Below are 11,971 nucleotides of genomic sequence, written 5' to 3' on the forward strand. Positions count from 1 at the left end.
GAGCTATGCCACGGTCGTTATTACGTTCATTCATTGCTGCGTCATTACTACTTTCAGCCAGTGTTGCCCAGGCCGCCGAGGTTAAGGTGGAAGTGCTGCAAAGTAAGCTCGATCATCCCTGGTCACTTGCGTTTCTGCCTAATAATCAGGGGTTGTTGATTACGCTGCGTGATGGTCAATTACGTCGCTGGCAGCCTGGTGAAGGGTTAGGTGATCCGATTGTTGGCGTGCCAAAAGTGTGGGCGCAAGGGCAAGGGGGCTTGCTGGATGTCGTTTTAGCACCGGACTTTGAAAAAAGCCGCCGCGTATGGCTGAGTTTTGCCGAAGCGAATAGTGATGGTGAAGCTGGCACTGCCGTCGGTTACGGTACGCTGAGCGACAATATGCAGCGTCTGGAAAACTTCAAAGTCGTTTTCCGTCAAATGCCAAAATTATCGACCGGCAACCACTTCGGCGGACGCATGGCGTTCGATAACAAGGGTTATCTGTTTATCGCGCTGGGTGAAAACAATCAGCGATCAACAGCGCAGGATCTGGACAAACTCCAGGGCAAGCTGGTGCGTCTGACGCAGAACGGCGATGTGCCTCCTGATAACCCGTTTGCTGGCAAACAGGGCGCCCGAAGTGAAATCTGGTCTTACGGTCACCGTAATCCACAAGGTCTGGCGTTTAATCCGGCGAACGGCGAGCTGTGGCTTAATGAACACGGGCCGAAGGGCGGCGACGAAATCAACGTCGCACATCCAGGTAAAAACTATGGCTGGCCACTGGCGACGTGGGGTATTAATTACAGCGGCCTGCCTATCCCTGAAGCAAAAGGGGAAATCGTGGCGGGGACTGAACAACCGCTCTATTACTGGAAAATTTCACCCGCGGTGAGCGGTATGGCGTTTTATCACGCCGACACCTTCCCACAGTGGAAAGGAAAGTTGTTTATTGGCGCATTGAAAGAGAAAAACCTGATTGAGCTGACGCTCAGTGGCGACAAAGTCACGAAACAAACGCGTTTGCTGGACGACCACGGCGAGCGAATCCGTGATGTGCGCGTCGGCCCGGACGGTTATCTGTATGTCCTGACCGACGAATCTGACGGGCAATTGTTAAAAATCAGCCCAACGAGTTAGCGCATAACTCAGTTTTGTAGGGTGGATAAGCGATAGCGTCATCCACCATTTGCGCCAGCATTGCAGGTGAACGTGTCGGAAGACGCTGCGCTTATCCGACCTACTCAGTTTTGTAGGGTGGATAAGCGATAGCGTCATCCACCATTTTCGCCAGTCATTGCAGGTGAACGTGTCGGATGACGCTGTGCTTATCCGACCTACTCAGTTTTGTAGGGTGGATAAGCGATAGCGTCATCCACCATTTGCGCCAGTCATTGCAGGTGAAGGTGTCGGATGACGCTGCGCTTATCCGACCAACTCAGTTTTGTAGGGTGGATACGCGATAGCGTCATCCACCCTTTGCGCCAGCATTACAGGTGAACGTGTCGGATGACGCTACGCTTATCCGGCCTACGGAGCGAGTCTTTAACTTAATGGAATCATAACGATTTTCTTAAACGCCGGGCGCTGGGTCATTTGCTGATACCAGCGTTGCAGGTTAGGGAAATCATTCCATTTGATATCGAGATTGAGCAGGTTGTAGATACTCGGAGCCAGCGCAATATCAGCGGTGCTAAATTCTGCGCCGCCAAGCCACGGCTGCTTCGCAAGTTCAGCATCCACCATGGCAAACAGCGCGTTACATTGCTCGATGCTGTCGGCGATGAGCTTTTCATCACGTTGCTCTGGTGCAACGCGAACCAGGCTGATAAATACACCGCGATGCGGACCCGCAAGCGAGGTCCCCGTCCAGTCCATCCATTTTTCACCGCGCGCACGTGCCGCAGGCTCTGCAATCCATAGAGAATCTTTACCGTACTGGGCCGCCAGATATCGCACGATGGTATTGGACTCCCACAACGTCAGGTCGGTGGTGTCATCGTGAATACACGGCACCAGCGCATTGGGGTTCATCGCCAGATATTCTGCATCCTGGGTTTTGCCAAATTTCCCACCAGCGGGGATTGAGTGATACGCCACGCCTAACTCTTCCAGGCACCACAACACTTTCTTCACATTTGTCGAATTGTCTCTGCCCCAAACAGTAATCATTTTGTTTCCTCATTCATGGATTTACACTTCAGTATGCCGTTTGCCGATGAAGAAAACAGCACGCAGGTTCAACGGTTGGTAAAAAACTCGTCAACGTGGCGGCAACTCGCGCAGTTATCGAATAAACTTAAAAAACTTTACCAACGTTATGTTTCTTTCGATTCTTCCGCGCGTTAGCTTACTGGCAACTTGAAACATTAAGTAACGGCGTGTGTCGTGACTTTTTTAGAATGGATACTGGGTGGTGTTATGAAAACTTTGCAAATCCCTGCTTCGCTACGAGCATTACTCGCAGGCTCGACCCTGCTGCTTCTGGCCGCGCCTGCGATGAGCGCAGAACAGACTGCTGACGCACCGCAAGTGGATGCTAAAGCCTGGATATTAATGGATTACGCCAGCGGCAAAGTGTTGGCGGAAGGAAATGCCGATCTCCAACTCGATCCGGCAAGCCTGACGAAACTGATGACCAGCTATGTGGTTGGCCAGGCCATCAAAGCAGATAAAATCAAACTGACCGATATGGTGACCATCGGCAAAGATGCCTGGGCAACCGGTAATCCGGCGCTGCGTGGTTCCTCGCTGATGTTCCTCAAACCAGGCGATAAAGTCTCGGTTGAGGATTTGAACAAAGGCGTCATCATTCAGTCAGGTAACGATGCCAGCATTGCGATTGCCGATTTTGTGGCAGGCAGCCAGGATTCGTTCGTCAGCCTGATGAACAACTACGCGCAAAAACTGAACCTCACTAACACCACCTTCAAAACCGTACACGGCCTTGATGCACCAGGGCAGTTCAGCACCGCGCGCGATATGGCGTTGCTGGGTAAAGCCTTAATTCACGACGTACCAGAAGAGTACGCCATCCACAAAGAGAAAGAGTTCACCTTTAATAACATCAAGCAGCCGAACCGCAACCGCTTGCTGTGGAGCTCCAATCTTAATGTTGATGGCATGAAAACCGGCACCACCACCGGCGCAGGTTACAACCTGGTGGCGTCAGCGACTTCGGGAGATATGCGTTTGATTTCCGTGGTTTTGGGTACCAAAACCGACCGTGTTCGATTCAATGAAAGTGAAAAATTGCTGACGTGGGGCTTCCGCTTCTTTGAAACCGTCACACCTATTAAACCGGATGCGACTTTTGTCACCCAGCGCGTGTGGTTCGGTGATAAAAGCGAAGTGAATCTTGGCGCGGGCGAAGGTGGCTCAGTCACCATTCCTCGCGGTCAACTGAAGAACCTGAAGGCAAGTTACAAACTTAACGATCCGCAACTGACCGCACCGCTGAAAAAAGGCCAGGTCGTTGGGACAATCGACTTCCAGCTTAACGGCAAATCAATCGAACAGCGTCCGCTGATGGTGATGCAGGCAGTGGAAGAGGGTGGTTTCTTTAGCCGGATGTGGGATTTTGTGATGATGAAGTTCCATTCCTGGTTCGGCAGCTGGTTCTAATCCCTCCTTCATACTTCGAGCCGCAGATGCGTTGGCTGCATTCCTGAACCCCAGTCACTTACTTATGTAAGCTCCTGGGGCTTCACGCTTTTGCCGCCTTTCTGCGACTCGAATTATTTTGGCGGACTATTTTACTATTTCCATTGAAGAGAAAGATTCTCTGATGCCGCAAACGCCACAAACTCGGCGTCGGGTTGTTGGTTGCTGATAAGCAAATCAAACGCAGAAATGGGCCCCATGCAGGCTGAACGCACTTTGCCAAATTTGCTGTCATCTACCACCAGCACGCGCTGCTGTGCCATCGCTAATGCCCAATGTTTTACCGGCAACTCATCAAGATTAAAGCAGGTCGCGCCGTGACGCATGTGAACACCCGCCGCCGAGAAAAAGGCGATATCCGGGCAGAAGTTATTCAGGCATTCCTGGAAATTAATCGGCTTGAAAATCGCATTGCTGGCGTGAAATTCGCCGCCACTCAAAATAACCCGACAGCCGGGTTTGTCCTGCAACGCCAGAAAAGTGTTTAACGAATAGCAAACCCCGGTAAATTCCATCTCGTCATCTAAGGCTTCGATGATGTATGGCGTGGTGGTGCCACAATCAAAAAATACCGTTTGATGCGGGCGCACCAATGCCGCCGCCAGACGTGCTGCATGGCGTTTTTCTTCAATACGACGGGTTTTCTGATCGCTCAACAGATAGTGATTGGCGGTGACGCTACGGGGTTCGAGAACCACATAGCCGCCTAACAGAACCACCGGCCCAGCGTCATTGCTCAGGTCACGGCGAATAGTCATTTCAGAGACACCCAGTAAAGCAGACGCTTCCTTGAGGTGAATTTTGTCGCTGCGTTTAAGCGCCTGAATCAGGCGGTTGATGCGTTCGTCGCGCCGGGTTTCCATATTGCCCTCTGAAGATGAAAAACCCGGCATCGCCGGGTTTCGATAAACGCATATTACCTTTGCAAAATCACTTAGTCACGCACCCAACCTTTGCGAATGAACGGGGCAAAACAGAAACGATAGGCTTGATGCAAGCGGGCGTATATCTGCTCGCCAGACAGGTTCCAGACCATTTGCGAAAGCAGGCAAGCACACAGCCCAACCAGCAAACCGCCGAGCATATCCAGCGGCCAGTGCACGCCGAGGTAAACGCGTGACCAGGCGATGGCGCATGCGAGAGCAAACAACACCAGGCCTGACCACACCCGGTGCCAGGCCAAAAATGCCAGTGAGAAGGTGTAAATCACCGTGCCGTGGTCGCTTGGGTAAGAGTCATCCGGCGCATGGTGCAGGAAGTTATAGCCAAACCCGCTAACAAACGGTCTGTCATGGGGAAACAGATGACCAATAATCCACGATAACGACATGCAAAGAATCAGCGCTATCGCAGTCTTGATAATCATCATGCGTTGGGCGGTCATTTGTTTGCGTTCACCCCACAACCACAAAATGGCAATCAGCAGCGGTACGATATTGATTAAATCTTTGGCGATAAAAATCGCAAATTTTATCAGCCACTCAGGTGACTGCGGCGTGGCATTAATCAGCAAAAAGAGAGCCTGATTGAGTTGTTCGATCATAACAATTTTGGTTCCTTAACCCATCATTTGGAGATGATGCCGTACACCCTGCATCGTGACTATAGGACGACAGACTACTTTGAGCTTATTAAGAAAACCTTAAACAACAGAGCAATCGACTTCGTATCAACAACAATTCACTATCTACCACGCAATCTATTTATTACAATTTGAGCGTTTTCTTCTCTCTTGAGTATCTAATGCAAAATAATAAGCGACTGGGTCGCCAGGCACTGCTATTCCCGCTGTGCCTGGTGCTCTATGAATTTTCTACCTATATCGGCAATGACATGATCCAGCCCGGCATGCTGGCGGTTGTCGAGCAATACAACGCCGGCATCGAATGGGTGCCAACCTCCATGACGGCGTATCTGGCGGGCGGGATGTTTTTACAGTGGCTGCTTGGGCCGCTGTCAGACCGTATTGGCCGTCGTCCGGTGATGTTGACGGGCGTGGTGTGGTTTATCGTCACCTGTCTTGCCACGCTGCTGGCACAGAACATTGAGCAATTTACCTTCCTGCGATTCTTACAAGGGGTCAGCCTGTGCTTTATTGGCGCGGTGGGGTATGCCGCCATCCAGGAATCCTTCGAAGAAGCGGTCTGCATTAAAATCACGGCGCTGATGGCGAACGTGGCATTGATAGCACCTTTGCTTGGCCCGCTGGTGGGTGCTGCCTGGATCCACTACGCGCCGTGGGAAACCATGTTTGTGTTGTTTGCAGCACTCGCGGCTTTTTCGTTTTACGGATTGCATCGCGCGATGCCGGAAACTGCGACGCGCCTGGGCGAGAAACTGTCGCTGCGTGATTTAGGCTATGATTACAAACTGGTGCTGAGCAACGGGCGTTTTGTCGCAGGTGCGCTGGCGATCGGTTTTGTCAGCCTGCCGCTGCTGGCGTGGATTGCACAGTCGCCGATTATCATCATCAGCGGTGAAAAACTCTCGACCTACGAATACGGTCTATTGCAGGTGCCAATCTTCGGCGCACTCATCCTCGGTAATCTGGTGCTGGCGCGTTTAACCTCTCGCCGCAGCGTGCGCTCGCTGATTATTCTTGGCGGCTGGTGGATTGTGCCGGGTCTGGTGGTGGCAGCTGTGGCAACTGTTGCCTCGACCCATGCGTATCTGTGGATGACCGCTGGACTGAGTATTTACGCCTTTGGTATTGGCCTTGCCAACGCCGGTCTGGTACGCCTGACGCTGTTCGCCAGCGACATGAGTAAAGGCACGGTATCGGCGGCGATGGGTATGTTGCAGATGCTGATTTTCACCGTTGGCATCGAGGTGAGCAAGCATGCTTATCTGCATGGTGGCAACGGTTTGTTCAGCCTGCTGAACTTACTGGGTGGCGTTCTCTGGCTCGCGTTAATGTTCGCGTTCTTAAAAGATAAGACGGTTGGTAACAGAACGGATGCGTAATCCTCTGGTGAGCTAAACGGCCACAGCAGATTCGTCACGGTTCAGGGGAAGCAGTTTTGTTCCCCTGAACGCAAACGCTAGTTAATCCGCGCGCCGCTGTGCTCATCAAACAGATGCGCCAGCTGAACGTCTGGCAGTAAGCGCATTTCACTTCCCGGTTTCGTTTGTATCCTGTCTCTGAAAACCGCAATCGCCTTTTGATTACCGATGTTGAGCGCGATCTGTGTTTCAGCACCCGTTGGCTCCACGACATTCACTTCTGCCACCACGCCTCCTTGTGCAACCTGAGAAAAATGCTCTGGCCGCACGCCGTACAAAACGCGCTGCCCCTGCACGACGTCCGGCACGTTGGCTAACGGCAGGCGTAAACCATCATCGGTGACCACCGATTCATGATCGACCTTACCGCTAAGTAAATTCATCGAAGGGGAGCCAATAAACCCGGCGACAAAGGCATTGCGCGGGCGATCGTAGAGCTCAAGTGGCGTACCGACTTGCTCGATGACACCATCCTTGAGCACCACAATCCTGTCGGCCATTGTCATCGCTTCGACCTGATCGTGAGTCACATAAACCATGGTGGCGTTGAGGCGCTGGTGTAGTGCTTTGATTTCGGTTCGCATCTCGACCCGCAGCTTGGCATCGAGGTTTGACAGCGGTTCATCAAACAGGAACACGCGCGGGTTGCGCAAAATAGCCCGCCCCATCGCCACACGCTGACGCTGGCCGCCAGATAGCTGGCCTGGTTTACGCTTGAGCAGCGAGGATAAGCCCAGTGTTTGTGCTACCTGAGCGACGCGTTCATCAATCAGCAGTTTTGCCACGCCCTGCATTTTGAGTGAAAACCCCATGTTCTCTGCCACGGTCATATGCGGGTATAACGCGTAGTTCTGGAACACCATCGCGATGTTTCTATCTTGCGGGGAAATATCGTTAACGATTTCTCCATCCAGCGCAATCTCACCGTCGGTAATGCTTTCAAGCCCGGCAATCATGCGCAACAGGGTGGATTTTCCGCAACCTGAAGGGCCAACCAGCGCGACAAATTCGCCTTCGTGAATGGTTAACTCCAGCCCGTTGATTATCACGTTATCTTCATAACGTTTATGAATATTGCTTAACGTAATCGTTGCCATGATTTAGTCCTTCAGACCGCCAGCAGTCAGGCCGTGAACGAGATAGCGGCGTACCAGCAACGTAAATGCCACCACCGGCAGCATCACCAGCGTGCCGCTGGCCGCTATTTTGCTCCACTCCCACCCCTCGTACTGGAGAAAATTAACGATAGCTACCGGTGCCGTGACAGCCTGGGTGCGAGTCAGGATCAGGGCATAGAAGAAATCGTTCCACGAAAAAATAAAACAGAGAATGGCGGTCGCCGCTAAGCCTGGCGCCACCAGCGGAAGCGTAATGGTCCAGAATGTTCGCCAGATAGAACAACCATCAAGCCAGGCCGCCTCTTCTAAAGCGCCAGGGACTGCTGCAAAAAAGGTCTGCATCAGCCAGATAACAATCGCAAGGTTAAAGGTGAGATAGACAATCGCCAGCCCAATGACCGTGTCCTGCAAACCTAACCAGCGCCAGGCGAGATAAAAGGGGATAGTGAACGCGATGGGCGGCGCCATACGGGTCACCAGGATCCAGAGTGCCACGTATCTGCGCCCGGGGAATTGCCAGCGGGTTAATACCCACGCCGCGGGAACGCCAATCGCCAGCGAAAGTCCGGTTGACAGCGTACTCACCAGCAGACTGTTACCGAACGAGTGGAGAAAATTCCCCTGCCAGAGCGCGCGAAAGGCATCAAGCGTCGGGGTAAACCACAGCGTGAGGTCAAACACCTCGATGGCCGGGCGAAATGCCATCACCACCATCCACAGGAACGGGGAAAGCACGGCCAACAGCAATAGCCAGGTCGCGACTTCCCGACTGCCTCGCAGACGAAAAGGTTTTCTGCGTCTGGTGTTACCCGACACCTGCTCAAGCGCTAGCTTTTCGCTCATCGCTCCACCCCGCTTTGCCAATGATGTAGCTCAGGACAAATACCCCGATCAGAATGACCACCGCGATAGCACTGCCATAGCCCCAGTACGAGAAATTAAACGCCTGAATGAAGCCGTAATAGTTGGTGACTTCGGTGACCGTGCCCGGTCCGCCGTCGGTTAAAATGTAAATCAGCGGGAAGGCTTTGAAGCTGTCGATAAGCCGGAATAGGGCGCAGACCACCAGCACCGGTTTAATGTACGGCAATACGATATAGCGGAAGATATTCCGCGCCGTGGCGCCGTCCAGACTTGCGGCTTCTAGCGGATCACGCGGGATCATCTGCAAAGCCGCCAGCACCATCAACATGGTAAACGGGAACCACTGCCAGATATCCGCCACCGCAATCGCCCATAAAGCCGTCGCGGGATTGGCAATCAGCGAATTGAGGGTGATCCCCCAAAGCTCTAACACTTGATGCAGCGGGCTAATGTCCGGTGTGTAAATGATTTTCCAGATAAGCGCCACGATAATCGGGGGTAGCACCATGGGGATCAAAAATAATGTCCTGGCGGTATGCAGCCACGCAGAGGTGCCATTTAATAGTAATGCTAAACCCAGCCCAATAATTACCTGGAATAACACGCTGACTAACGATAATTTTATTTGCGTAATAATAGAATTAAGAAAACGTGGGTCCTCGAGAAGTTGCCGGTAATTAATTAACGGGTCGCTAAAATTAAATGTTTCTTGAGGATTAGTCAGACTTAACGGTGTCAGGCTGGTAATGATTAATGCCATCGCCGGTAATAACGTAATCACCACCAGCAAAATAATCGACGGCATTAACCCAGCCAGCCAGGCGTTGCGCTGTTGGCTACGCCAGTTGGTTTTACCCTTCATCAAGGCTCCTTAGATTTTCGCACCCGAGCGTCTGAGATCGGCAATCGACGCGGTTTGAGCCTGCTGCATCGCCTGTTTAGCCGAAAGTTGGCCAGAAATAATCAACGCGATAGCCTTATTGAGCTGCTGGTCAACCTGAGGGTAAACATCCACAGTGCGGTATTTCATGTAGCCACCCTGGGCTGCACGTTCAATGGCACTGAGCGAAAGCTGAGACAAATCGACACCGTTGATAATTTGCTTACTGCGATAGGCCTGGGAGTCAATATCGCTACGGCGTGTTGGCGAACCGTACCCCGCCTGAACCGCCCGCTGGGTAGTTTGCTTCGAAAGCGCCCACTGAATAAATGCCCACGCTGCCTCTTTATTTTTCGAACCGGCAGGGATCCCCAGCGCGTGTACCGCCATCCCAGGGAAACGTCCCGCCGGGCCCTGTACCAGAGGACCGAAATTCACGGTTTTTAACGTGCGTGAAGATGCCGGGTCGCCAAGCTGCGCCAGGTAGGGCTGGCTTGAATCGGAGAAATTAACGCGCCCCAACTTCAGTGCCTGGGTCGATTGATCTGCGGTGTAAGTCAGGCCACCGTTCGGGCCAAACTCGCGGATAAGTCGTGCAAAATAGTCCGCTGCGGCGATAGCCTCTGGAGTATCAAGTGTCGGGAACAGATCGTCAGGGGGATTGCGGAACACGTTACCGCCAAACGCTTGCAGATAAGGAATGAACGTCCAGCCGTAATGGCTATCGGTCACGTAAGCCGCCACACGTTCCTTTTTATTGACGGCCTGGAAAACCTTAATCAGATCGTCGGTGGTATCAGGATAGTTAAGCCCGGCTTGTGTCACCAAATCAAAGCGCGAGGCGCCTGACATCATTCCTTCGACTACCCACGGAATGCCGTATAGTTTGCCGTCCCGCCCGGTTTCGGGTGCCAGTCCGCCTTGCAGGAAGTCATGCACGTCCCACTCGGCACTCGTCAGATTTGGGTTGGCGATGAATTCATCCAGCGGTGTTAACCAGCCGGAGTTGATCCAGCGGCTGGTGTAGATAAACGTTACGTTGACCACGTCGTAGGCGGAACCTTTGGTGGACAACTCGAGATCGGCTCGCTGGTTATAAACCGGAAACGCGGGCGTATCGAAGTTCACTTTCGCCCCGGTCAACGCTTCAAATTCCGGTAGCCACTGGCGCAGTAAAGTGGGGTAAGCGGTGCTAAACGTCGAGACATTCAGCGTCACGCCATCATACTTTTTGGCACCGTTAGCGCCGCGTGCAAAAGACGGTACCATCGCATAAACCCCGAAGGCCGCCATCGCTTTCAATAAATCCCGACGTTGCATCATTCTCTTCCTCTTTATTCGTGGCTTAGGCCACTTCGCTGACGGGAGATTGTTCGTCCGGGCGGCTCAAGGTGCGGCTACGGCTGCCATCAACGGCAATGGCGGCTTCGCCCTCAATGGTGACGCGGCGTACGAGGCGCGGTTGCGTACCGTAATCATTGACCGCGTAATGCTGTGTGGCACGGTTATCCCAAATCACCACGTCATCTTGCTGCCACTGCCAGCGCACGGTGTTTTCCAGTTGGATGACACGGTTTTGCAGCAACTCAAACAGGCGCGCTGATTCGCGGCTGCTGAAGCCTGATAAGCGTTTGAAGAAATGACCGAGCAACAGTGCTTTTTCGCCGCTTACCGGATGCACATGGACAACCGGATGCTCTGCCTCATAAACCGCAGAAACAAAGACTTTACGATGATGATCCAGGCGCTGCTGTTCGGCCACAATACGGTCTGCGCCATAGTCATAATCATTGCTGTGCACCGCTCGCAGGCTTTCAGCAAAGCGTTTTAACTCTTCAGGCAGGTTTTCATAAGCGGTCGCGGTATTTGCCCACACGGTATCGCCGCCGTATTCAGGAATTTTTACGCCACGCAAAATGGAAATTTTTGGGAAAGCCTCAACGAAGGTGACATCGGTATGCCAGGAATCCGCTCTGCCGCCGCCTTTAGACGCGTCCAGTTCGAAGAGTTTGGTGCCCGTAGGGGCCGGTACGGTAGGGTGCGCGACCACTTTGCCAAATCGTGCACCAAATGCCTGGTGAGATTCGTCATTTAATTGTGTCTGCTTGCGGAAAAAGAGAACTTTATATTTCACCAGTGCGGCTTCTATTTGTGAAAATATATTGTCATCAATGTCAGGTGTTATTTTGAAGTCAACAATCTCAGCGCCAATATTCCCGGATAAACGGCGAATAGTCAGGTTTTTAAATTCAACGTCAGGTTGTGAAGAATGAATTGTCATCGTGGCGGACCATTAATGGTGAAGTGAGTCCGCAGTATAAAAATTACAAATTGATAACTAAAATAACCATTCTGCATAACTTAAAAATTTGTCGATGGCAAAGCTTAGTTAATTTTTAGATATATACCCCTGGCGGGAAAAAAAATGGCTCCCGGTGATGGGAGCCATTAAAGATTTT

The 11,971-nt window shown here is 52.2% G+C and carries 11 protein-coding genes; 3 read left to right on the forward strand and 8 right to left on the reverse strand.

Annotation, left to right across the window (positions count from 1 at the left end; translation table 11 throughout):
- The first annotated feature begins 5 nt into the window (after positions 1-5).
- Positions 6-1,124, forward strand: coding sequence for a PQQ-dependent sugar dehydrogenase (locus WBL83_RS15155; protein ID WP_424589924.1), 1,119 nt, complete (start codon positions 6-8; stop codon positions 1,122-1,124).
- A 405-nt stretch (positions 1,125-1,529) separates the two neighbouring features.
- Here the strand turns inward: WBL83_RS15155 and WBL83_RS15160 are convergent, their stop codons facing one another.
- Positions 1,530-2,156: a glutathione S-transferase family protein gene (locus WBL83_RS15160; RefSeq protein WP_424589925.1), complete on the reverse strand. Its 627-nt coding sequence runs from the start codon at positions 2,154-2,156 to the stop codon at positions 1,530-1,532.
- Positions 2,157-2,405: 249 nt separating this feature from the next.
- On the opposite strand from WBL83_RS15160, the gene dacC reads away from it, so the two are divergent.
- Entirely contained in the window at positions 2,406-3,608 is a 1,203-nt protein-coding gene (dacC, locus tag WBL83_RS15165) for a serine-type D-Ala-D-Ala carboxypeptidase (protein ID WP_424589926.1), read from the forward strand.
- A 134-nt stretch (positions 3,609-3,742) separates the two neighbouring features.
- On the opposite strand, the gene deoR is transcribed toward dacC, so the two are convergent.
- The gene (gene deoR, locus WBL83_RS15170; protein ID WP_424589927.1) at positions 3,743-4,510 is read right to left on the reverse strand and encodes a DNA-binding transcriptional repressor DeoR; all 768 of its coding nucleotides are present in this window, start codon (positions 4,508-4,510) and stop codon (positions 3,743-3,745) included.
- 71 nt (positions 4,511-4,581) lie between these two features.
- Complete coding sequence (gene ybjG, locus WBL83_RS15175) at positions 4,582-5,190, reverse strand: undecaprenyl-diphosphate phosphatase (RefSeq protein WP_424589928.1); 609 nt, start codon at positions 5,188-5,190, stop codon at positions 4,582-4,584.
- Between the two features lie 200 nt (positions 5,191-5,390).
- On the opposite strand from ybjG, the gene WBL83_RS15180 reads away from it, so the two are divergent.
- Positions 5,391-6,611 carry an MFS transporter gene (locus WBL83_RS15180; RefSeq protein WP_424589929.1) on the forward strand — a complete coding sequence of 407 codons (1,221 nt, stop codon included), beginning with the start codon at positions 5,391-5,393 and terminating at the stop codon, positions 6,609-6,611.
- A gap of 77 nt (positions 6,612-6,688) precedes the next feature.
- Here WBL83_RS15180 and WBL83_RS15185 read toward each other — a convergent pair whose 3' ends face one another.
- Genes WBL83_RS15185 through WBL83_RS15205 form a run of 5 tightly spaced genes read right to left on the reverse strand, consistent with a single transcriptional unit; the run spans position 6,689 to position 11,793 of the window.
- A complete protein-coding gene (locus tag WBL83_RS15185) occupies positions 6,689-7,747 on the reverse strand; it encodes an ABC transporter ATP-binding protein (protein ID WP_424589930.1) in 1,059 nt (352 codons plus the stop codon).
- Between the two features lie 3 nt (positions 7,748-7,750).
- Positions 7,751-8,611, reverse strand: coding sequence for a carbohydrate ABC transporter permease (locus tag WBL83_RS15190; protein ID WP_424589931.1), 861 nt, complete (start codon positions 8,609-8,611; stop codon positions 7,751-7,753).
- On the reverse strand, positions 8,589-9,494 hold the full coding sequence (locus WBL83_RS15195; RefSeq protein WP_424589932.1) for a carbohydrate ABC transporter permease: 906 nt from the start codon (positions 9,492-9,494) through the stop codon (positions 8,589-8,591). The genes WBL83_RS15190 and WBL83_RS15195 overlap by 23 nt, the downstream gene beginning before the upstream one ends.
- Before the next feature lie 9 nt (positions 9,495-9,503).
- Positions 9,504-10,835 carry an ABC transporter substrate-binding protein gene (locus tag WBL83_RS15200; protein ID WP_424589933.1) on the reverse strand — a complete coding sequence of 444 codons (1,332 nt, stop codon included), beginning with the start codon at positions 10,833-10,835 and terminating at the stop codon, positions 9,504-9,506.
- Between the two features lie 22 nt (positions 10,836-10,857).
- Positions 10,858-11,793, reverse strand: coding sequence for a TauD/TfdA dioxygenase family protein (locus tag WBL83_RS15205; protein WP_424589934.1), 936 nt, complete (start codon positions 11,791-11,793; stop codon positions 10,858-10,860).
- Between the last annotated feature and the right edge of the window lie 178 nt (positions 11,794-11,971).

This window comes from Buttiauxella sp., from assembly GCF_049686335.1.
Lineage (GTDB): Bacteria > Pseudomonadota > Gammaproteobacteria > Enterobacterales > Enterobacteriaceae > Buttiauxella.

Bases quoted from the DNA above. Each gene is read 5' to 3' on its own strand.
- WBL83_RS15155 (WP_424589924.1), top strand. From the start codon at position 6: ATGCCACGGTCGTTATTACGTTCATTCATTGCTGCGTCATTACTACTT.
- ybjG (WP_424589928.1), bottom strand. From the start codon at position 5,190: ATGATCGAACAACTCAATCAGGCTCTCTTTTTGCTGATTAATGCCACG.
- WBL83_RS15195 (WP_424589932.1), bottom strand. From the start codon at position 9,494: ATGAAGGGTAAAACCAACTGGCGTAGCCAACAGCGCAACGCCTGGCTG.
- WBL83_RS15205 (WP_424589934.1), bottom strand. From the start codon at position 11,793: ATGACAATTCATTCTTCACAACCTGACGTTGAATTTAAAAACCTGACT.
- deoR (WP_424589927.1), bottom strand. From the start codon at position 4,510: ATGGAAACCCGGCGCGACGAACGCATCAACCGCCTGATTCAGGCGCTT.
- WBL83_RS15190 (WP_424589931.1), bottom strand. From the start codon at position 8,611: ATGAGCGAAAAGCTAGCGCTTGAGCAGGTGTCGGGTAACACCAGACGC.
- WBL83_RS15160 (WP_424589925.1), bottom strand. From the start codon at position 2,156: ATGATTACTGTTTGGGGCAGAGACAATTCGACAAATGTGAAGAAAGTG.
- dacC (WP_424589926.1), top strand. From the start codon at position 2,406: ATGAAAACTTTGCAAATCCCTGCTTCGCTACGAGCATTACTCGCAGGC.
- WBL83_RS15200 (WP_424589933.1), bottom strand. From the start codon at position 10,835: ATGATGCAACGTCGGGATTTATTGAAAGCGATGGCGGCCTTCGGGGTT.
- WBL83_RS15185 (WP_424589930.1), bottom strand. From the start codon at position 7,747: ATGGCAACGATTACGTTAAGCAATATTCATAAACGTTATGAAGATAAC.
- WBL83_RS15180 (WP_424589929.1), top strand. From the start codon at position 5,391: ATGCAAAATAATAAGCGACTGGGTCGCCAGGCACTGCTATTCCCGCTG.